The sequence below is a fragment of the Streptomyces lienomycini genome, assembly GCF_027947595.1.
GTDB classification, from domain to species: Bacteria; Actinomycetota; Actinomycetes; order Streptomycetales; family Streptomycetaceae; genus Streptomyces; species Streptomyces lienomycini.
The window spans coordinates 7,734,149-7,755,148 of the sequence record NZ_CP116257.1; the positions used below are offsets into that span (position 1 = coordinate 7,734,149).

A 21,000-nucleotide genomic window follows, 5' to 3' on the forward strand; every position below is an offset into this window, starting at 1 on the left:
CGGTCGGGCCGGCCAGGGTCGGTCAGAGCCGGGTGACGTCGAGGCCCCCGTCGGCGTACTGCCTGCGCAGCACCTTCTTGTCGAACTTGCCGACGCTCGTCTTCGGCACCGTCTCGATGACCGTCCAGCGTTCCGGCAGCTGCCACTTGGCGATCTTGCCGTCCTCGGCGAGGAAGGTGCGCAGGGCGGCGAAGTCGGTGCTGGCGCCCTCCCTGAGGACGACGGTGGCCAGCGGACGCTCGCCCCACTTGTCGTCCGGTACGGCGACGACGGCGGCCTCGGCGACGTCCGGGTGGGCCATCAGCGCGTTCTCCAGCTCGACGGAGGAGATCCACTCGCCGCCGGACTTGATGACGTCCTTGGCCCGGTCGGTGAGCGTGAGGAAGCCGTCCGGGGAGATGGTGCCGACGTCGCCCGTCTTCAGCCAGCCGTCCTCGCTGAACTTGTCGTCGGGACGCAGCGGCTCGGCCCCGGGCCCGTTGTAGTAGGCGCCGGCGATCCAGTTGCCGCGGACCTCCAGCTCACCGGCGGACTCGCCGTCCCAGCGGAGCCGCTCGCCGCCGGGGCCGGTGAGCCGGGCCTCGACACCGGCCGGGAAACGGCCCTGGGTGAGGCGGTAGCCGAACTCCCGCTCCGTGCCGATCGCGTGGGCCGGCGGCCGGGCGATCGTGCCGAGCGGCGAGGTCTCCGTCATGCCCCAGGCGTGGCAGACCCGCATGCCGAGGGCGTCGAACGCCTCCATCAGGGACGGGGGACAGGCGGAGCCGCCGATGGTGACCTGGGTGAGCGAGGAGACGTCCCGCGGCTTGGCCGTCAGCTCGGCCAGCAGCCCCTGCCAGATGGTGGGGACCGCGGCGGCGTGCGTCGGCCGCTCGCCCTCGATCATCGCGGCGAGCGGCGCGGGCTGCAGGAAGCGGTCCGGCATCAGCATGTTGACGCCGGTCATGAAGGTGGCGTGCGGCAGTCCCCAGGCGTTGACGTGGAACTGCGGGACCACGACCAGCGTGGTGTCCTCGTCGGTCAGGCCCATCGACTGGGCCATGTTGACCTGCATGGAGTGCAGGTAGATGGAGCGGTGGCTGTACACCACGCCCTTGGGGTCGCCCGTGGTGCCGGAGGTGTAGCACATGGCGGCCGCGGCGCGCTCGTCCAGCTCGGGCCAGTCGTAGGTGTCCGGCTTCCCGGCGATCAGGTCCTCGTACTCGTGCACCCGGACGGCGGCCCCGGCCAGCGGCGAGCGGTCGCCCGGTCCGCTGACGACGACGTGCTCCACCGTCTTCAGGTGCGGCAGCAGCGGGGCCAGCAGTGGCAGCAGGGAGCCGTTGGCGATCACGACCCGGTCGGCGGCGTGGTTGACGATCCAGGCCAGCTGCTCGGGCGGAAGGCGGAGATTGAGGGTGTGGAGGACCGCGCCCATGGAGGGGATCGCGAAGTACGCCTCGACGTGCTCGGCGTTGTTCCACATGAGGGTGGCGACGCGTTCGTCGCCGTCGACGGCGAGGTCCTCGCGCAGGGCGTGCGCCAGCCGCGCGGCACGGGCCCCGATCTCGGCGAAGGAGCGGCGGTGCGGCTCGTCCTCACCGGTCCAGGTGGTCACCTGCGAGCTGCCGTGGATGGCCGACCCGTGGGTCAGGATCCTCGATATCAGCAGCGGTACGTCCTGCATCGTGCTCAGCACGGTGTCCTCCCGGGGCGACATTGCCTACGCGGCGGTAAGGGTTGCGCTGATTCTGCGCACATACCGCGCGGTATGTCACTAGTCCCGGGTGATCGATCAGTGGACGGGGCCGGACACGCGATCCCATCAGGGGTCCACATACCGGATCGTTATCGGGCAATCCCCAGCTCAGGGTCCTCGCGGAGCTTGCCGAGGGCGCGGGAGACCGCCGACTTCACGGTGCCCACGGAAACTCCGAGCACTTCGGCCGTCCGGGCCTCACTGAGGTCCTCGTAGTACCTGAGGACGACCATCGCACGCTGCCGTGCGGGCAGCTTCATGATCGCCCGCCACATCGCGTCGTGCAGGGCCTGCCGCTCCGCCGGATCGTCGCCGCCGGGCACGGGCTCCGGCTCGGGCAGTTCGTCGCAGGCGAACTCGTCGACCTTGCGCTTGCGCCACTGCGAGGTCCGGGTGTTCAGCAGCGCCCGGCGTACGTAGCCGTCCAGGGCACGATGGTCCTCGATGCGCTCCCAGGCCACGTAGGTCTTGGCGAGCGCGGTCTGCAGCAGGTCCTCCGCGTCGCTCGGGTTCGCGGTGAGCGACCGGGCGGTACGCAGCAGCACCGGCTGGCGGGCCTTCACGTAAGACGAGAACGAGGGATACGGGAAGGTCTGCGCCCTTGCCGCGGCCGCGGCCGGCGTCCTGGCCGGTGCCTTGGCCGGCGCCATGGCGGTGGCGGCGTTCGAAGCGCTGGTGCAGACGGGTGTGGTCATGGCTCAACGCTATGAGCGAGCGGGCGCCCCGCGGATCGCCCGCAGGTCCCGAAGCGGAGTCCGCCTCAGGTTGTAGGGGTGGTGGTGGCCCCACCTCCTGTAGGTGGACGGGGGGAGGAGAGGTACTGCGGGTTCACCCCTGGGGGCTGCCCCGCGGCACCGGCGACGTCGAGACGCCCGGGTTCCGCGGGACGGGCGCGGACACGAGAACGTCGAGGCGGTGGAGCAGTGGGCCCGCCGGGGCGGTGGAGCGGCTGGCCGCCGGGCACGGGAGCCACCGGGGCTGCCCGGACCACCGGGACCACCGCGACCACCGCGACCACCGCGACCACCGGGACCGGAAGCACCGGGGCCGGGGCCGGAAGCACCGGGGCCGGGGCCGGAAACGCCGGAGCGGCGGTACCGAAGCACCGCCGCCCGAACGTACTGCGACCCCATGAAGCACACCCGCACAAGCAACCGAGGGGCCGGCGCGGCAGCGCACCCGCGCCGGACCCTCAGCTCACCACCACAGCGGGGAGAAGCTGACGGCCACGTTCTCGTTGCCCTGGTTGATCGCCGTGAACGCGGACCCGTCGACCTGCGCGGTGTTGCTCTGGTTCGAGGCCCCCGAGCCGACCGCCTGCTGCTGCGTGGTCGACGAGTTGCCGTTGTTGTCGTCACCGACGCCGCTGCCGAGGATGCCGGCGTTGGCGCTGGCGGCGGTCGCGCTCGATCCGTCGTCCGCGAAGGCGCCGTTGTCCGCCGTCGCCACCCCGCCGAGGAGGGCGAAGGCGAGCGGAAGGGCGGCGACGGCGGCGACGACACGGGCGGTACGGATGCTTGCCATGTTGTTCCTCCAGAACAAGTGCGCACCGGCTTCCAGCCGACAACGCGAGAAGTATGTGAACTAGCGCTTATGCCAAGGCAGTTGGCCGACCGCCTCGACGCTGTGCACGACGTCGCGTGATCAGAATTGCCCACCGGACCCCGGCGAACCACCTCGGAAGCCCTGATTCGCCCTCAAGCGTGAGGACAAGTCGATAAACCCCTTTGCGCCCCTTCCGCCTCAGCACGGGACAGCAAGGGCTCTTCCACCCCAAGCCCCACAAGGGGTGAAGCGTTCCGCCACTTTTTCTTCCCGCCCCCGCCTCCCCGGCGCGTCGCGCTCCCGCCCTTCCCTTTGTCGAACATGCGTACGAACATAGACCCATGGCCACCACCGACCGGCGGGCCACGACGCTGGCCCTCGCACACGCCCTGTCAGCCGCGGAACGCGGACTGGCCGTCATCCCGCTGGCCCGGACGAAGCTCCCGGCGCTGCGCTCCCCCCACCGCGACGCCCCGACGCCGCAGCCGTTCCCCTGCCACGGCGAGTGCGGACGCCTCGGCCACGGTGTGCACGACGCCTCCACCGACCCGGTCCGCATCCGCGCCCTCTTCGCCGCCGCTCCCTGGGCCACGGGGTACGGCATCGCCTGCGGTCTGCCGCCGCACCACCTGATCGGCGTCGACCTGGACCGGAAGCCGGACGCGGACTCCTCGGCCGCGCTGCGTGAACTGGCCCTGCGCCACCTCTTCACGATCCCGCCCACGGTCGTCGTCCTGACCCCCGGCGGAGGCCGCCACCTCTGGCTGACCGGCCCGCCCGACCAGGTCGTCCCCAACTCGGCCGGCCGCCTCGCCCCCGGCATCGACATCCGGGGCGCCGGCGGCTACCTGGTCGGCCCCGGCTCCCGCACCCGCCACGGCACCTACACGACCGCCCCCGGCACCTCCCACCTGGCGCCCGCGCCCTGCCCGCCCGCACTCCTGCGCCTGCTGCTCCCGCACCCCGCCCGGCGTGCCGGGGGCGGGACGGTGACGGGCGGCCGGGGCCTCGTCCAGTTCGTCCTGGCCGCGCACGAGGGCCAGCGCAACACCCGCCTCTTCTGGGCGGCCTGCCGGGCGTACGAGAACGGCATCGGCCCGGCCCTGCTGGCCCCCTTGCTGGCGGCGGCCCAGGCCACCGGCCTCACCGAACGCGAGGCCCGGGCGACACTCGCGTCGGCGGCCCGCATGACCGGAGGCCCCCGCCCCTGACCGAGACGACGCGCGGATCACAGCAGCCCCCGCCGACCGACCCGCACCGCCGAACCCCGCGAACTGCGCGAACCGTCGGGCAAGACCTCAGCCCCCCGGCCGCACCGCCCCACCGCTCCCCGTCCCACCGGCATCGGAATCGGCGTCGCGCTCGTCCTTCCGCCACGCGCGGACACCCAACTCGCCGGTGGTCCCGAGGTCGAGGTGCGGCGCGACCGTCACCGGTTCGGAGCCGGCCTCGGCCCGGACCCTGACGTACGGCACGGTCACCGCCTCGCCGAACTCGGTGGTGTTGCGCCATGCCAACCCCGACACGGCGGACTCCCCCGGCCGCAACGTCACCGGCCGCGGCGGCCCGTCGTCCCCGCCCGCCATCGGTATGCCGTCGGTACCGCGCAGGATCTCGATCCCGTCCACCGGCTGCCGTTCCGCGTCGAGCAGCTGCAGTACCGGGTATCCCTTCAGGGAGTACGTCCGGCTCCCGCAGTTCTCCAGATGGAGCCCCACGACGCGCAGTCCCATCGCCGCATCGCCCTGGTCGGCGGTCAGCCGCAGCCCCGACGCCGGACAGGAACCGGCAGCGGCCGGCGCTTCGCCGGAAGGCACCCGCTCCACGTCGAGGATCCGCACCCGCCCGGCGTCGAGGCGACCACCGGCCGGGTACCCCGCGTGCTCCAGCGTCCGCCGCACGGTCTTCCCCGCGCCCACGGACGCCACCGTCTCCTCGACGTTCGACATCGCCCTGCCCCGGTCGTCCATGAGGGAGAAGGTGATGGTGTAAGTGAAGGGCTCGGTCTCCTGGTTGGTCACCTCGTACACGACCGCACACGACCCCCCGCCGGCCGACTCCCCCACCCCCTCGAGACGATCCGCCGTGACCGACACCCCCGGCCGCTCACCGGCCGACGCACTCGCCCCGGTCCCGCCCCCGCCCCGCTCCACCATCCCGACGACCCGAACCCCGTCCCGCTCGTCACCGGCGTCCGCACTACCGCCGTCAGCGGTGGCGGCACCGCCCCCGCACCGCCCCTCCGGCTCTCCGCCGCCGCCCGCCTGCGAGTCGGCGGTCTGGGTACCACAGGCACCCAGCAGAAGAGTGACCACGAGAGCACCGGAGACCGCAATCGCCGTGCGGAGCTGGGGGATTCGCATGACCCCACCCCACCAGCCCCGCCCCTCTCCGACCGTGGCGGAAGCCACACCTCCGGTCACAGCCCTGTCACAGGCCCCGCCGAAGCCCACCCCGCGGCACCGGCCCGCTCCACGCCGACGGCCCCCGACCGTAACGCCTGGTCATTCAGGACAGGACCATCCACCGTCGGCCGTCGAGGAGTTCCCGCGCCGCATCAAGATGTCCGGCATGGCAGGCAGTCTCCGTGATGACATGCAGCAGGACGTCTCGAAGGGTGTGCAGGTGAGGCTCACCGAAAAGGTCGTGGGGCCACCAGGCCAGGGGAGCGTCCACAACGGTGGCACCGATGATGCCGTCTGCGAGGTCGGTCTCCGTGCGGTACCGGTCGAGGACCTCGGCAGCCTGCACCTCTGGACCCACCTGCCACGCGTCGCCCTCGTCGCCCAAGGCATTGATGACCTCTTCTTCGCCGACCACCACCGCGCGGAACCAGAACCGCTCCACATCGAGGGCGAGATGCTGGACGAGGCCGAGGCAGTTCCACCCCGACGGCAGCACAGGCCGGCGCAGGGCATCCGGGTCGAGGCCGTCGAGTATGCCGAGGACGTGGCGGCGTTGTCCGTGCAGGAAGGACAGCAGTGTCCGGATCTCGGGGTCCGGCGACGCGGTCACTTGGCGATCTCCCAGATGTGGCCGCCGGGATCACGGAAACTGGCGGTCCGTATGCCCCAGGGCCGGTCCACGGGACCGTTCAGCAGTGTGACACCGCGGTCGGCCAGTTCCTTGCACATCGCGTCCACATCGTCCACCGGCAGGGTGAGCTGGAGACGGGAACCGGAGTCGGCCTCGGCAACGCGAGCGGGCGCGATGAGCTCGGGTGCCGCGGTGGTCTTCAGCAGGTTGATGATGGTATTGCCGAACTCGAAGACGGCTGAGTTGTCGTTCTCGAAGGCCACCGGCAATCCGAACACCTCCCGGTAGAACCGCTTCGTGGCGTCCAGATCCTCGGTGAAGAGGGTGATCGCACTGATGCCCGCGGGCCATGAGAAGGTGCTCGCCGTGTCTGTCACAGCTCCAAAGGATCTACGAGCGGGGGAGTCCCGTACAGAGGCCGGATCGAGCGATCTGCTCGCGCCAGGACGAGCGCTACCCCACGAGTGAGAGGTGGTGCAGACGGCCGGCCACGACGATCAGACGGGTGTCGGCGTCGACAACCACCCCGTTCCCGACCGAACAGCGGACCTTGACGCCCCCGACACGCGCGCCCCTTCCGTACCCGATCTGCCAGGAAATCGCGACGCACAGCAGCATGCGTCAGGCAGCGCACACGCCGACGACCCCCGACCGTAACGCCTGGTCAGGGGCCGTCAAACACTGCGGTGGGTGTGGGATTTGAACCCACGGTGACTTGCGCCACGACGGTTTTCAAGAGAGTGCTGTGGGAAGCCTGCTGTACGTGTCTGACCTGGACGTTCCCCGCCCTCCGGGCCCCTCGCCGCCTCCGGCGGTCCACACCGGGTCCACTGCGTCGGTTCGGTGCTACCTGCCGGCCTGCGAGATCAGCGCTTGCGCAAGGTGGGGAGCAACCTCCGCAGCGCCCGCCCCGAGGGCGGCAAGAGTGACGGACTCATCGGGTTCGGTCCGCAGCGGGCGCCTCGCATGCCCGAAGCCCATCGGGTGCGCAGACTGTCGAGACTGCCGTGGGTTAAAGGTGTCGATACTCATGAGTGCCTCGGTCGACACTCCGGCCGCCACCACAATGCGGTCCGCCTGGACGATACCCAGCGCCCCGGCAGACCGCAGCAGGCCGGCCACCTGCTGCGGCAGGGCGTCAGGATCGAGGATCGGCCCAAGGCCGTCTCGGGGCAACGTGGCCCGCATGGAGAGCTGGCCGGTCTTGTACAGACGGACTTCCACGAGCTCGCCCGGCTGGGGTGTGCCCCATGCCGGTGGCCGACCGGCGGGGATACCGACGGCTACGTATCCGTCAGACCTGGTGGAGCTCAGCGCGACATCGCTCCCAACCAACCGAGTAGCCCGGATGCGGTCCATCAGCGATGCGCCCAGTTGCTCCAGTTCCCGTGCCGAGTAGCCGACGAAGTCCAGGGGCAGGACATGCAGTTCCAGCAGGGACTCGTGGTTGCGGACGTTCTGGGAAGCCGTATCGTCCGAGTCCCAGTGCAGGGTCGGTGGCTGCGCTAGTTTGGCGAAGGCCAAAGGAGACTCAGCTGACGCCAACTCCTGAACCTTCTGCACCACTTTGGTCATCAGCTCCGCAGTGGTGTGGAAGGAGTCGCGGAACACCCCAGTGGCGTAGGCTTCCACGCTCTGTGTGAACGCGTGCTGAGCCGGCTCGAACGTTACGCCCTGCTTGCGGTAGACCGCCCTGGGCATTCCTGCTGCTTGCGCAGCCACCCACTCGTCGTGCGTCGCCGATTGCCCTGTCTCGGGGAAGACGTGGCCGTAGAACGGACCGAGGAGGAAGAAACACACATCCGCAGATGCCAGTGCCCTCAGACATGCCTCCCGACTGGGGGTAGTTTGTGCGGAAAAGTCCTCGAATCGCACAGGAGTGTGGCCCAGCGCGCGGATCAACCCATCAAGGGCGTCGCGCTCTTCCTCCAGACCTTTGCGGGCGCTGCTGATGAAGATCTTCACGCTACCGTGTCTCCACTGCTGCGGGTTCGCCTTGCCGGGCGAACCGGTTGGCTCATGTGCCTAGTGTGCCGATGTAGGGGAGGGAGTTGCTTTATGCCCGACGCTTCAGACGAGGCAATACGCGCCTACTGGAAGGAGCATCGAGAGCAGCTACGGCAGTGCGAAACCCAACGCTCCACTCTGACGAACCTCCTGCTTGTCGTTACGGCCGCTCTGAGCGCTCTGATCGTTCAGCAGAAGTTCACACTGAACGTCGTGCCCCTATGCCTCTTCGTCGCGTTGACGGGAGTGTACGGGGCCGTTGCCGTATCCAAGTACTACGAACGAGCCTCCTACCACCTCTCCCAAGCACGGGCGTTGACCGCAGACCTGGTGGCGCGAGGAGTGTTGGGGTCCAAAGAGGGGCTCGTACAGGCGCGCGGGGAGCACAACCGCAGATTTCCCCGACTGCACCGGGTCCGACTGCACCGCCTTTGGATGGTTCTGCACCTAGCCATCGCCCTCTACGGCGTGTCCCTCTTCTGCGTATGCGTGGCGGTGGCTTGAGGGCGGGACCGTGGCAGGGTGGCAGCGACGATCGGCCAACTCAAAGGTGCGGCCATCGGGGCCAAGGAAGTCGAGGGTTCACGGCCCCAGAATCCGTGGCCCCCCTCCGCCGACTGACCGAAAAGCACACAAAGCCGCGTTTCGCTGGCTGATCTGCTGACGCATCAGCGTCCCCCGCATACCGCCCAGGGGACACTGAAATTTTCAGAGGCACCGCGCGCCCGATGGACTCCTCGATCAAGCACCGTCGTCAATCCGGCAGGGCCGGCCGCGCTAGCGTGCCCGACGGGCGGCGAGGTCTCTCCTAGCGATTGACGGCGCACTGCGGATGGGGGCCTTGCTCCGCCGAAGCAAAAGGGTCAGGATCCCGCTGCGGGCTTCGCGAGGAATTCTTCTCCCGCGATGTAATACTTGCGGGCACTCCGCGACTCCAACTCCTTTGGGTACATTACGGCATACCCCGGAAGTATCATCACCTGCCACGGATCAGGAAGCTGGGCGCTCACAAATCGAAAGAACTCATCCGCCGTCATTTCAGACTGCTGGATGGTCACCTCAAATTGGTCGTAGTAGCTTTCCTTCTTGGTTCGATTGTACGCGTACCTGAAAGTGTAGGGGAGCGCCACCTTAACGAACTTCAAGAAGGTACGCAGGCTTTGGACCCCTTGAGGGAGATCGCTGATAACCCAATCGAGCCTGGCGGGATAGAGCTGATCGAAGTGATCGTCCGCGAAGACCGTGGTGTCTCGCTCGACGCCCGGATCATTGATACCGAAGCCGTTCTCGTTCCAGGGGGCTTGCCCATCGCCCTGAAACCTGTCGATGAGAAGCTTTTCCGGTGCGACTGCGGCGAAATCCTCATCCACGGACAAGGCTTTGAAGCTCATCCAGTCCAGGTGGATGTTCTCGCGGCCCTTCAGCTTCTTGTGGTGCTTGTTCAGCCTCTGGGCAAGAGTGGCGTCTGCTTTTCCGATATAGACGGGATCACCGTGACGGAAGAGCTGATAGACACCCTTATGGCGCGGGAGGAGGTCAATATTGCCCTCCGTCAGGGGCGCGGGGCTCAAGTCACGCAGAGCCATCGCCAACTGATCGCCGAGCGCCTTGGTGATGCTCAACTTGAACTCGGCATGGTTCTCCAGCGACACGACCTAGCCCCCTCCAGTGAGTGATCGGGATCACCCTAACCGGTGAAAAGCAGGCGCTCGCCGCCTCTTGCCCTTGAACCCCTTGATGATCGTTAACTCCGCGGTACACTTCCGCCATGCCTGAGCTGCGAGAAGAACGCCAAGAGGTCGGGACCTGCGTCGAGCTGTTCGCCGGCGGTGGCGGGCTCGCCATGGCCGTGCATGCGGCGGGCTTCCGCCCGCTACTGGTGAACGAGTACGCCAAGCGGGCGTGCGAGTCCTTGAGGATCAACCCGCCGGACGCCTCCGAGCCGGAGAAGCGCTGGCCGCTCGTTCCTGGCGATGTGCGTGACATCGACTTCACCGACCTTGTCTCGGACGAGGTCGATGTCCTCGCCGGCGGACCGCCATGCCAGCCCTTCAGCCTGGGTGGCGCCCACAAGGGGATGGAAGACGAGCGGAACATGTTCCCTGAGATGTTCCGTGCCATCCGCGAACTGAGGCCGAAGGCAGTTATCTGCGAGAACGTACGCGGTCTGCTCCGGCCGTCTTTCAGGCCCTACTTTGACTACATCTTGAATGAGATGCGTCTGCCGTTCGTGGAGCGCGGCAAGGACTCGACATGGGAAGACCACAACGAACTCCTTGAGAAGCTCATCGCCAACGACTCCGTCGACCCGTCGCAGCGGTACGTCGTCAAGGAGATGGAAGTTAACGCGGCTGATTACGGCGTTCCTCAGATCAGGAATCGAGTGATCATCGTCGCGTTCCGCGCTGACCTCGGTGTCGACTGGACCGAGTTCATGCCCAAGGAGACGCATTCGGAAGAGGCGATGATCCACTCGATGCGCGAGGGCGGATCCTACTGGACGCGGCATGAGGTGGATCCCGAAGTTCGCAAGCGTGTCATCGCCAACCTTCCACAGCTCAATTACGAGAGCGAGAAGGTAAAAGAGAAGCTGAAGCTGGAGCCTTGGCGTACTCTGCGCGATGCCATCGCGGGCATCGATGAGAACGAGGGAAATCCGCTACCGCCGGTCTCAGAGGACGCCGTCAAGAACAAGCTCGTCGTGGACGGCATCCCTGATCACATTGGATGGCCTGGCGCTCGCCTCTACACCGGGCATACCGCAAACCTGCTAGACCGTCCGGCGAAGACGGTGAAGGCTGGAGTGCATGGCGTACCAGGCGGAGAGTCCGTCATGCAGCTTGACGACGTGGAATTCGCCAACTTTGGCGGCGAGACCGGATATCGATACATGACCGTACGTGAAACCGCACGAGTCATGACGTTCCCGGATCGATGGATTCTCGATGGGCCGCGTGGAGAGAAGATGCGGCAGTTGGGCAATGCCGTACCCGTGAAGCTTGGTATGGCCTTCTCGAAGGCCGTCGCTAGTGCGCTCAAGTCGGTTGGGGCTCTGGAGGCCCCGGAGAGGCAGAAGTGACTGACCCCGCGAGCGATCGGCAGAGGCGCTGGAATGACCGGATGCCTCCCGATCGAGCGTGGAAGCCGAGACCGGGAATGAACAGGGAGGCCCGAGCGGCTGAGCAAGATCGGGCCGCCGGCAGCCGTCTCGCTCGCGCTGTCGAGTGCGGCGAAGGCCGGTACGCGCGTGCCTCCATCGCCCTGCGCGTCTACCGCAGCACACGCCGAATTCGGGCGTACCTGCGGTGGTCCCAGGAGGGTGAGACACAGGAGCGGTATGTCGGAGAGGTGGACGCCGAGACCCGCGCCGCGAACTTGGCGCAAGCCTGGAAGATGGCTCACGCCGCTGGCTATGTAACCACTGAGACGCTCCCCCCCGACTCATGGGCGTCCTCTCCCGCTTCCCGAGCCGTGATGTCCGCCAACAAAGGGCGGGATACGAAGCCCGAGAAGCTGTTGCGGTCCGCTCTTCACCGACGTGGTCTGCGGTACCGCGTGGGAATCAGGCCAGTGCCGGATCTACGCCGTACGGCCGACGTGGTGTTCACGAAGGCGCGAGTCGCTGTCTTCGTCGATGGCTGCTACTGGCATGGCTGCCCAGAGCATCACCGCCCCGCCAAGAAGGACGCGACGTTCTGGCGGGAGAAGATCGCTGGAAACCGAGCTCGCGACCTTGAGACCAACGAAGCGCTGCGCGATGCGGGATGGCTCGTCATTCGAGTGTGGGAACACCAAGATCCCGATGAAGCCGCGCAGGAGGTGAGCCGGGCTGTGAGATCGAGGCAGCACATACCGCCAAGCACCGGGAACCAAGGCTGACTGCGCGAACGAATCTGGCCTCCGCAGACTGATGTCATGTGGAAGCACTGCGGGCCAACATAGCGCCCGCCCTCGGGGCCAGAGTGAAGACGCCGGCCCCGAGGGCGACCGCCTACGCCAGCGACTTCCTGACCGCTTCGGTCAGGAATACCGCGCGTACGTCGTCTGCGCCGCTGATGACGTGGTTCATGACGTAGCCGAAGGCGATGCCTTGTGCAGGGTCGGCGAAGGCGAGTGAGCCGCCGCGGCCGGTGTGACCGAAGGCGTTCGGGCCAGTCATGAGGTTGCCCTCGGTAGGGAGCATGTATCCGGTGCTAAAGCGGCTCGGGAACACCAGCACCTGGTCCATCCCGCTGGCCTGCTCCTCGGTCGCCGACGCCAGGGTCTCCGGGGTGAGCAGGCGCACGCCGTCCACCTCGCCGATCACAGCCGCGTACATGCGCGCGAGTGCCCGTGCGGTGCCGATTCCGTTAGAGGAGGGGAGTTCGGCGGCCTGCACCTCGGGGGAGTCGAAGTCGATCGCGGCCGGGTCGGTGACCGCGAAGGCCCGGTTACTGAAGGAGTTCGGGTCGCGCCAGGCGGCGACTTGTTCGCGGAGTTCCTCGGGAACCTCCTCGGCGGGCACGGTGGTGAGGTCGACGGCCGGGCGCCGGTACGCCATGCGGCTGACTCGCTCGCGTTCGCTCGTCGGCAGGCCGATGAAGAAGTCCAGCCCCAGAGGGCGCGCGATCTCCTCGGCGAAGAAACGGCCCGGCGAACGGCCGGCGACTCGGCGGATCACTTCACCGACCAGCCAGCCCCAGGTGCGACCGTGGTACCCGTGTGCAGTGCCCGGAGTCCATAGCGGGCGCTGGGCTGCCAGCGCTGCCGCCATGGGATCCCAGGCCAGCGCCTCGACCAGTGGCAGCGGTTGATCGAGGGCGATCAGGCCGGCCTGGTGGGACAGGAGCCAGCGGACGGGGATGTCCGCCTTGCCGTTCGCCGCGAACTCCGGCCAGTACTTCGCCACCGGCGCGTCGAGGTCGAGCATGCCGCGCTCGACCAGCATGTGCGCCGCAGTCGCGGTGGCTCCCTTGGTTGCCGAGTAGACCAGCTGCAAGGTGTCCCGCGTCCACGGTCGGCCGGTGTCGACGTCGGCGACGCCACCCCACAGGTCGACCACCGGCCGGCCGTGCCAGTAGACGCACACGGCCGCGCCGATGTCTCCGTGCTGGGTGAAGTTCGCGGCGAACGCCTCGCGGACCGGTTCGAACCCGGGTGCTACCTCACCGTTGATCGTCGTCATACCGTTCATCCTGGCAGCCGTGCCGCTCTCACTGACAGGGGAACTGGCCTGTGCTCAGAGGCATTCGGCGTCGACGCGTACGACGAGGGTGACGCGTTCGCCCCTCTTGATCGGCCGTACGCCGTGGATGTGGTCGCGGGTGGCGGGGAAGGCGACCAGGGTGCCGCAGGGCGGCTTGATCTCCTGGGCAGGGTTCTCGAAGAACAGCTCCCCGCCGCCGTAGGAGTCCGGCGTGTTGAGCCAGACCACGAGGGTGAGGTCGCCGCCGACGACAGGCTGACCATTGGTCCGGGCCCGTTCGCGCTCGATGTCGGTCACCTCGTCGTGGTGGGCGACGAATCCGACGCCGGGGCCGTAGCGATAGACGACCGCCGGCTGGGTGGGTATGCGCGCCGGGGCGATCTCGAAGTGATCGCGGACGTGGGCGGCGCAGTGGGCGATGACTGCCTCCTCCAGGTGCGTCGGGACCTCGACGTAGTCGCTCTTGCGCAGCGTTTCGTCGATGACGCCCTGGTAGGTGCGCGGGCGGGCGGTGTGGTTCTTCACGTGGTCCATCAGCGCTCCGCAGAGGCTGACGGGGATGGCGCTCTCTACGACGAGCGGTAAGCGGCTCTTCCAGGTCATGAGGTGGTCTCCTTCCACCAACGGGTGCCTTCGGGCGAGTCCTCAAGGACGACGCCCTGCTGGGTGAGCTGTTCACGGATCGCGTCGGCCTCGGCGAACTTCTTCGCCGCGCGGAGCCGGTCGCGTTCCTTCACGAGTTCGTCGACGGCGGCGTCGCTCTGGGCGGCGCCGGGGATGTCGAACGTTCCGAAGAGGTTGTTCACGTCCTCGATCAGCCGCAGAGCGGCCGGGCCGGCCGGCTCCTCCATGCGGTTCTGCTCGCGGATGTACTGGAACAGGACGGCGAGGGCACCGGGGGTGTCGAAGTCGTCGTCCAGGCGCTCGCGCATCTCCTTCCAGGCGTCCGTCGCGCGTGCGGCGTTCGCCGGGCTGTCGGTGTGCGCGGGGTCGATGGTCCGGGCGAAGTTCTCGATCCGGCGGCGTGCCCCTCGGGCCTGCTCCAGGGTGGAGTCGTTCAGCTCCATGGAGGAGCGGTAGTGCTGGGAGAGAAAGGCGTGCCGCAGGGTGCGGAAGTCCGTCCGGGCGAGGGCGTCGCGGATGGTGAGGAAGTTGCCGGTGCTCTTCGACATCTTCTCGCCGTCGACCCGCAGCAGACCGGTGTGCATCCAGTAGCGGGCCAGCGGCTCGATGCCGGAGGCGGCTTCCATCTGGGCGACCTCGGCCTCGTGGTGCGGGAAGATGAGGTCGACGGCGCCGCCGTGCAGGTCGTACGAGGGCCCGAAGAAGGTCTCCGTGATCGCGGTGTCCTCGATGTGCCAGCCCGGCCGGCCCGGGCCCAGGTCGGTCTCCCAGAACGGCTCGCCGTCCTTGCGGCCCTTCCACAGGGCGAAGTCGCCCGGGTTGCGCTTCTTCGAGTTGTCGTCGATCCGCGAAACCGAGTCCTCGGGGCGCAGGTCGGTGCGGCCGGAGAGCTTGCCGTACGCGGGGAACGAGGCCAGGTCGAAGTACCAGCCGTCGTCGAGCTGGTAGGCGTGGCCGCGCTCGATCAGCCTCTTGATCTGGTCCACGATCGCGTCGATGTGGTCGTGGGCTCGCGCGTGGACATCGACGCGGGTGTTCCCCAGCGCGGCCATGTCCTCCAGGTACTGCTTCTCGAAGAGGGCCGCGATCTCCTCCGGCGGGACGTCCTCCTCCGCCGACCGCCGGATGATCTTGTCATCGACGTCGGTGATGTTCTGGAGGTACGTGACCTTGTACCCGCTCGCCTCCAGGTACCGGGCGATGAAGTCGAACTGCGTGTACGTCTTCGCGTGCCCGACGTGGCTGGGGCCGTACACGGTGGGTCCGCACACGAACATCCGCACCTCGGCCTCCCGCTCGGGGCGGAACTCCTCGGTCTGGCCGGTCAGCGTGTTGTGGACCTTGATCGACATCATGCCTCCTGTGTAAGCGGATCACGCAGCGTACTGACGCCCGGACATAAGCGTCTAACTGGAACCGCCGCGCTCGCCGAAGGGGACGAATCGCGGGGACGGCAGCGTGGCGAAGACCGACGCCTCCCCCCCGAGCAGGTGGTGGTTGGCCTGCTGGTACGCCTTCCGCACGGCCTCGATCGCCCTGGGGCTGAGGTCCATCCCGACCACGCGACAGAACTCGCTCAGGGCCTCGCACCGCCGCTCCAGGTCGACCATCGACAGCGGGTCGCACTGCTGGGCCTCGATCAGCAGGTTCTCCTGCTCGCCGCTGATCAGGCCGAGCGCGCCGAGGGAGTACAGCTTCCACTTCATGTTCGGCAGCAGCTGGCCCGAGCGGGCGTACATCCAGTCCACGACCTCGTCCAGCGCCCCGGAGAGGACGAAGTGGCCCGTGGGCACTCCGACCCTCCGCGCCATGCGCAGCGGGATCTCGCGCACGTCCCAGGTGAGCCGGTTGTGCAGCCGGTGGGTCTCGCCCTCCAGGCGCTGGAGCTGCTCACGCGTCTTGTGGGAGATCAGTGCCGCGAAGGCTTCCTCGCGGTCGAACAGCGGCTCGCCCTTGTTCCCGTAGGCGTCGCACTTGTCGCTGTTCCACGTCGTGCGGGGGTCGGCCTCGTACTGGAAGAGGAGCTGGTGGACGTTGACCTCCATGCGTCCCCAGGGAACCGGCAGGTGGAAGCTGAACTCCGGGATCCAGGCGGGGAGCCGGTCGCGGACCAGGGCGTACGTGTCCGCCGGCCGCGACCTCCACTCGTCCTCCTTGATCGGGACATCGAGGATGACGGCCAGGTCGAAGTCGGAATCGGTGCTGAACCGGGTGACGTTGCGGGGCGCGACCGCCGAGGAGGACAGGACGTAGAGCGCCTGGACCTCGGGCATCGTCTTGAGCGTGTCGAGCAGACCTCCGGCCGCGGCGCGGGCCTGCATTCTCAGGTTTTCCACGGGAACTCCTTGGTCAGATGATCGGGCGATCCATCACGGAGCGGAGCGCGGGAACGAGCTCCAGCGCGACGCCGCCGTGGGTGCGCTGGATGTGTGCGAGGGAAGGGCTGCTGTTGCCCTCGATGACCACGGGTCCGCCGGGCGTCAGCGCGATGTCCCAGCCGATGAAGGGCACCTGCGGGAACAGGCGGGCACAGCGCTCGGCCAGCTCTCGGACCTCCGCCATGCGGGAGATCCGGTGGTCGGCGAACAGCACCGAACTGACCTCGTGGCGGGTGTGGGCATTCAGGTACCGGTCGTACCCGTGACGGTCGAGCCTTCCGTCCGGATGAACACGGATCTGCATGCCGCCGGCGGCCGAGTTGTCCGTGGTGCTATCGGCGCCGCCGAGCTTCAACATCACGTACAGAACCTCGGCGGCACCATCGCGCAGCAGGGTGATCACGCGGAACGTGTTGAGGGCGTACGGGTTCAGCATGTCCAGGTCGGGATGCTGGGGTACGTGCTGCTCCACCAGCCACGTGCCCCACCGCTGCGCGTAGGCCGCAAGGTCGAAGGCGTCCTCGCCAGGCCGCACGATCACGACGCCGGACCCACCGCTGGAGTAGCGGGAGGGCTTGACCACCATGCGGCCGAGTCCGGAAGCGTGGTCGAAGACCTCCGTCAGCGGCACCACATCGCCAGCGGACGTCACACCCGTGCGACGGTCACCGCTTGCGATGAGCGCGGGCTGCGGGATGCCTGCGGACGCGAGGATCCTCTTGCAGGACGACTTGTCGTCCAGGTCGATCGCGTCCCGGTTCACGCGGGGAAGGAGCCGGTGGAAGAGGGCGCTCTCCGGCAGGTACGAGCAGGCCCGCTCGGAGGACACCTCGCGCCGGTATCCGCCGTAGCGGAAGTAGTGGAACGGCAGGCAGCGCCACCGCGCGGAGACCTTCACCAAGTCGCCGGCGATGCGGGCCAGGCTCTTCCTGTCCTCGTCGAGCAGCATCGCGGGAAGGTGCTCGCTCCGCAGTTGCCGCACCTGGTAAGGGAGAAACCGCGCGCCGGACACGCGGGGAAGGACCTGGGTGCGGAACCACTCCTCTGTCACGGCTTGGCGGTGGTTGAAGCCGCGGTTCGCGGTATGTCTCATGGTGCTCCTCCCGTTTCTCAGCGGTTCGGGGTTCCGGCGATGGCCAACGTGACGACGAGCGCGGTGACGGCGATCACGTAGGCCACGACAGCGAGGCGCTGCCTCATCGGGCGGGCCCGATGTTGTTGGCGGCGGTGGACCAGGCGATGCCGTTCGCGGGCTGGATGTAGGCGATGCGGATGAGCCGGCCGCCGTGCCTCTCGTGGACGACTTCGGTCAGCTCTCCTTCACCGCGGCTCGCGATATCGCGGACCAGGCAGTGAAGGAGGGGATGGTCCTCCCGGCCTTCGGCATCGACCGGATTCACCGCTCGGACTCCTCGCGGTCGCTCGCTCCGCGCCGGAGGAATCTCTCCCACCCGGACTCGGCGCGGGCACGGAGAGCCGGACTCGGACCGGCCGGCGGCTCGGGAACCGTGTGCTGTCGTCCGCTGTCGCCGGGCGTACGGACGGGCAGAGGCTGGCTCATCACGATCTCCTCGGGGTGGTGCAGCCCGTCACCCACGCGAGGGACGTCGATGACGGGCTGCGGTCCTGGGAGCCGTCCGGAGCAGGGCGGGGGAGCCGGTTAACCCGGGTGCTCAGCTCCGAACGGCGTGAGGCCCAGTGAACGGCCGTGGACCACGGGCCCGGAACGTTTCCAGGGGGTTCCTCCAGCGAGAGAAACCCCCGTTTCCCGCACGCACGGGGAGTAGCCTCCTGACTACCAACCTGAGGGGAGGGTGGGATGTCTGACCCGATGGCCCTGCACCCGCTGACCTACGTGCGAGAAGGCAAGGGCTGGGGTAAAGCCGAGTTAGCCCGGCTCATGCGCGAACGCGGGGCCGAGCTGGGCGTACCACTGGCCACCAACCGGACGACGGTCTGGAAGTGGGAGCAGGGACAGGCACCTGACGCGGACGCGCAACGGGTACTCGCCGACCTCCTGGGCGTCCCCGAGGAACACGTACGCTCGGTGCCTTGGCCCCGATGGCTGCCAGCCTGGGAATCCACAGCCCTCGCGGCCCCGTGGACTCCGGCCGGCACCGTGAAGGTATTCGCCGATCTGGTCAGGAGCGGTCACATGGACCGACGGGGATTCCTGTCCATCACCGGCGTCGCGCTGACGGGAGTAGCCGCCAACTGGGCAGCCGCACCAGAGGCGTTCGCCTCGGCAATCGACGGCGACCGCGTCACCGACGCGATGGTGACCACCATCGAAGCGCGCGTGGACACCCTCCGCACCCTCGACGACCAGATGGGCGGCGCCCGCCTCCTGGACCAGGCCACCAGCGACCTCGCACTGATCACCAGCCTTCTTGACCACGGGCGCTACACCGACGCCATCGAACACCGCCTGTACGCCACGGCCGCCCGTGTGTCCTACCTCGCCGGATGGATGGCCTACGACAAGGGCCTCCGCTCCCTCGGCCAGCGCTACTACGTCGGCGCCCTCCGCAGCGCCCACAGCGCGAAGGACGACGGCTTCGGCGCCTTCATCCTGGCCGAGATGGGCGTCCACATCTCCGACTCCGGCGACACGGCCGCACGCGTGAAGCTGATCGACACCGCCATCGGCAACGCCCCCTCGGCCCTCCCCCCGGCGGCGACCTCGTACCTCCACCTCCACCAGGCCGAAGCCCTCTCCCGGGACACCCAGCACGAAGCAGCCGGCAAGTCCCTCAACCGCGCCTACGACCTGTGGGGAACCCACCGCGAAGGCGACCGCCCCGACTGGCTCGGCTGGTATGGCGAGGCCCAACTCAAGTCGACCGAGGGCAAGATCATGCTGCGCTCCGGCTTCCCCGAGCGAGCCACCAGCGCCCTCGCCGTCGCGGTAGACCAAGCGGTCCCCCGCGACCGTGCCGTACGCTCCGGCCGCCTCGCCACCGCACGCCTGGCAGCCCGGGACCTGGATGGCGCCCTGGACGCCGCGAACGTCGGTCTGGAGCTGCTGGAGAACCGAGTCCGCTCCGACCGAGCACACGTCCGACTGACGAAGTTCAGCGACTACCTGGAGCCGCACGCCAGGGTGCCGTCCGTGCGTGAGTTCCGGGACAGGCTGCGGGCCCTTCCAACAGTCGTCTGACAGCATTCCGCCACCTCTCCATCCTGGTCTCCTCCCGGGCCCCGGTCGGCCCCTTCTTTGGGCAGTTGGACCCGGGCGTGAAGTAGACCTCGCGGCCGACCGGAGCGGCTTTGGCCGGTGTCCTGTTCGGGTTGGGGTCGGGCATGTTCAGGGGGCCGTACGCTGGCCCGGCAACTCGGGCAGGCTTTGCCCCTGCCCGGAATTTGAACGAGTGGCCCCCTGGACTTGCCCGACGCGGGCCCCGGCCCGAACAGGTGGGTAAAGCCGTGGAGGCCGGCCGCCCCCGCCACAGCTGGTTGAACGGCAATCCGCGGTGACCGGTGCGGACTTGGCATGCGTCCCGCTCCTCCTGGCCGTGCTCGCCGTGGGGCGGCTGTCGGGGTTCTTTCGCGGGTCTGCCTGCCCGCTTCTCGGGCTTTTGCGGCGCGAGCGGGCGGGGGCCGTCGCGGGCGGTGGCGGAGACATGGAGCCAGCGGCGGCCTGGGGCCGCCGCGCCGCGCGGCCCGCGCCAGCGGGCCGCCTTGATCCAGTAAAGAAACTTTGGACAGCTCACCCCTTCGGCGACTTCGGCCGGTAGGGAGTGGGCCGTTTGCCACGTTTCGCCCCGATCACATCGTGATCAGCTGATTCATGCCGTTCTGTTCGTGGGATCGCCGAAAGATATCCACAGGCTGACCGTTGCATCGTCATGGCCTGCGGAAGAGTCGACGGCTCACCCGGCGAAATGTGGCGCAGGTCACAACGTGGTGGTGTCACACCGGTAGGGCTTTTCGGCACCTGTCCCCAGTGCAGGGAGCGATTCGTCGCGGCGAAGGTGTCGGCTTTCGATGGCCTGTTGTCGCGCGCCATGGAGGGCCCGGAGGCGCTAGATGCGGAAGAGGTGAGAGGTGATCGGCGTCACATTCACCCGGGGTCACACACACCCCGAGAAACCGACCTCTATGGGCGATCCACTGAAAGCGGGGCGGCGGAACATAGCCGACGATCGCCGGTTAGCCAAACCGGCGTTTCTCCGAACCCTTGATGTACGAGCCGGACGACTGGAAGGACGAGCGGCATGAGCGCACAGAAGAGGCACCGTCCCGCACGGCAGGACGCAAAGGAAGGTTTCTGCCCGCCCGGCGGGAGGGTTGGGTCAGGGCTCGCGAACCTGTCCGGTCCGGCCGGTAGACCTGACTCAACAACCGCAGTGACGGCTTGCCGAGCGGCACGGGCAAGCCCTGATCCGCCGGCGGATCACCGCCGGGCAAGCCCTCGGCGGTTGGCTGATCTCGACACGCAACAAAGGCGCGACAACGAACGGGTGGAAATGAACGAGCGGGAACAG

The 21,000-nt window shown here is 68.2% G+C and carries 18 protein-coding genes; 4 read left to right on the top strand and 14 right to left on the bottom strand.

Annotated features, from left to right (window positions below):
- Positions 1–22 precede the first annotated feature (22 nt).
- The 3 genes from BJ961_RS35340 to BJ961_RS35350 form a co-directional block, all read right to left on the bottom strand.
- Positions 23–1,699 (bottom strand): long-chain fatty acid--CoA ligase, encoded by a 1,677-nt coding sequence (locus BJ961_RS35340; protein WP_271416817.1) that lies wholly within the window; start codon positions 1,697–1,699, stop codon positions 23–25.
- 128 nt (positions 1,700–1,827) lie between these two features.
- On the bottom strand, positions 1,828–2,433 hold the full coding sequence (locus BJ961_RS35345; RefSeq protein ID WP_271416818.1) for a SigE family RNA polymerase sigma factor: 606 nt from the start codon (positions 2,431–2,433) through the stop codon (positions 1,828–1,830).
- A 502-nt stretch (positions 2,434–2,935) separates the two neighbouring features.
- A complete protein-coding gene (locus tag BJ961_RS35350; RefSeq protein WP_271416819.1) occupies positions 2,936–3,262 on the bottom strand; it encodes a hypothetical protein in 327 nt (108 codons plus the stop codon).
- Positions 3,263–3,624: 362 nt separating this feature from the next.
- Here BJ961_RS35350 and BJ961_RS35355 point away from each other — a divergent pair, with 362 nt between their 5' ends.
- Positions 3,625–4,494: a bifunctional DNA primase/polymerase gene (locus tag BJ961_RS35355; protein WP_271416820.1), complete on the top strand. Its 870-nt coding sequence runs from the start codon at positions 3,625–3,627 to the stop codon at positions 4,492–4,494.
- Positions 4,495–4,581: 87 nt separating this feature from the next.
- On the opposite strand, the gene BJ961_RS35360 is transcribed toward BJ961_RS35355, so the two are convergent.
- The 5 genes from BJ961_RS35360 to BJ961_RS35380 form a co-directional block, all read right to left on the bottom strand.
- Positions 4,582–5,313: a DUF4232 domain-containing protein gene (locus tag BJ961_RS35360; protein ID WP_271416821.1), complete on the bottom strand. Its 732-nt coding sequence runs from the start codon at positions 5,311–5,313 to the stop codon at positions 4,582–4,584.
- Between the two features lie 478 nt (positions 5,314–5,791).
- Positions 5,792–6,298: a DinB family protein gene (locus BJ961_RS35365; RefSeq protein WP_271416822.1), complete on the bottom strand. Its 507-nt coding sequence runs from the start codon at positions 6,296–6,298 to the stop codon at positions 5,792–5,794.
- Positions 6,295–6,696 (bottom strand): VOC family protein, encoded by a 402-nt coding sequence (locus tag BJ961_RS35370; RefSeq protein WP_271416823.1) that lies wholly within the window; start codon positions 6,694–6,696, stop codon positions 6,295–6,297. The genes BJ961_RS35365 and BJ961_RS35370 overlap by 4 nt, the downstream gene beginning before the upstream one ends.
- 469 nt (positions 6,697–7,165) lie before the next feature.
- Positions 7,166–8,284: a DUF4062 domain-containing protein gene (locus BJ961_RS35375; protein ID WP_271416824.1), complete on the bottom strand. Its 1,119-nt coding sequence runs from the start codon at positions 8,282–8,284 to the stop codon at positions 7,166–7,168.
- A 905-nt stretch (positions 8,285–9,189) separates the two neighbouring features.
- On the bottom strand, positions 9,190–9,978 hold the full coding sequence (locus tag BJ961_RS35380; RefSeq protein ID WP_271416825.1) for a GIY-YIG nuclease family protein: 789 nt from the start codon (positions 9,976–9,978) through the stop codon (positions 9,190–9,192).
- Positions 9,979–10,094: 116 nt separating this feature from the next.
- Here BJ961_RS35380 and BJ961_RS35385 point away from each other — a divergent pair, with 116 nt between their 5' ends.
- Together BJ961_RS35385 and BJ961_RS35390 are read left to right on the top strand one after the other, a co-directional pair.
- Positions 10,095–11,405, top strand: coding sequence for a DNA cytosine methyltransferase (locus tag BJ961_RS35385; protein WP_271416826.1), 1,311 nt, complete (start codon positions 10,095–10,097; stop codon positions 11,403–11,405).
- A gap of 314 nt (positions 11,406–11,719) precedes the next feature.
- A complete protein-coding gene (locus BJ961_RS35390; RefSeq protein ID WP_271417269.1) occupies positions 11,720–12,205 on the top strand; it encodes a very short patch repair endonuclease in 486 nt (161 codons plus the stop codon).
- Positions 12,206–12,317: 112 nt separating this feature from the next.
- On the opposite strand, the gene BJ961_RS35395 is transcribed toward BJ961_RS35390, so the two are convergent.
- From BJ961_RS35395 to BJ961_RS35420, 6 genes are all read right to left on the bottom strand, one after another.
- Positions 12,318–13,490, bottom strand: a complete 1,173-nt coding sequence (locus BJ961_RS35395; protein WP_271416827.1) for a serine hydrolase domain-containing protein — start codon at positions 13,488–13,490, stop codon at positions 12,318–12,320.
- Between the two features lie 54 nt (positions 13,491–13,544).
- On the bottom strand, positions 13,545–14,114 hold the full coding sequence (locus tag BJ961_RS35400) for a 2OG-Fe(II) oxygenase (protein WP_271416828.1): 570 nt from the start codon (positions 14,112–14,114) through the stop codon (positions 13,545–13,547).
- Complete coding sequence (gene cysS, locus BJ961_RS35405; RefSeq protein ID WP_271416829.1) at positions 14,111–15,490, bottom strand: cysteine--tRNA ligase; 1,380 nt, start codon at positions 15,488–15,490, stop codon at positions 14,111–14,113. Before cysS ends, BJ961_RS35400 begins: the two co-directional genes overlap by 4 nt.
- Before the next feature lie 51 nt (positions 15,491–15,541).
- A complete protein-coding gene (locus tag BJ961_RS35410; protein WP_271416830.1) occupies positions 15,542–16,471 on the bottom strand; it encodes a hypothetical protein in 930 nt (309 codons plus the stop codon).
- 13 nt (positions 16,472–16,484) lie between these two features.
- Positions 16,485–17,606, bottom strand: coding sequence for a sugar-transfer associated ATP-grasp domain-containing protein (locus BJ961_RS35415; protein ID WP_271416831.1), 1,122 nt, complete (start codon positions 17,604–17,606; stop codon positions 16,485–16,487).
- A 103-nt stretch (positions 17,607–17,709) separates the two neighbouring features.
- Positions 17,710–17,913, bottom strand: coding sequence for a hypothetical protein (locus BJ961_RS35420; RefSeq protein WP_271416832.1), 204 nt, complete (start codon positions 17,911–17,913; stop codon positions 17,710–17,712).
- A gap of 419 nt (positions 17,914–18,332) precedes the next feature.
- Here BJ961_RS35420 and BJ961_RS35425 point away from each other — a divergent pair, with 419 nt between their 5' ends.
- Positions 18,333–19,673: a helix-turn-helix domain-containing protein gene (locus BJ961_RS35425; protein ID WP_271416833.1), complete on the top strand. Its 1,341-nt coding sequence runs from the start codon at positions 18,333–18,335 to the stop codon at positions 19,671–19,673.
- The last annotated feature ends 1,327 nt before the right edge of the window (positions 19,674–21,000 follow it).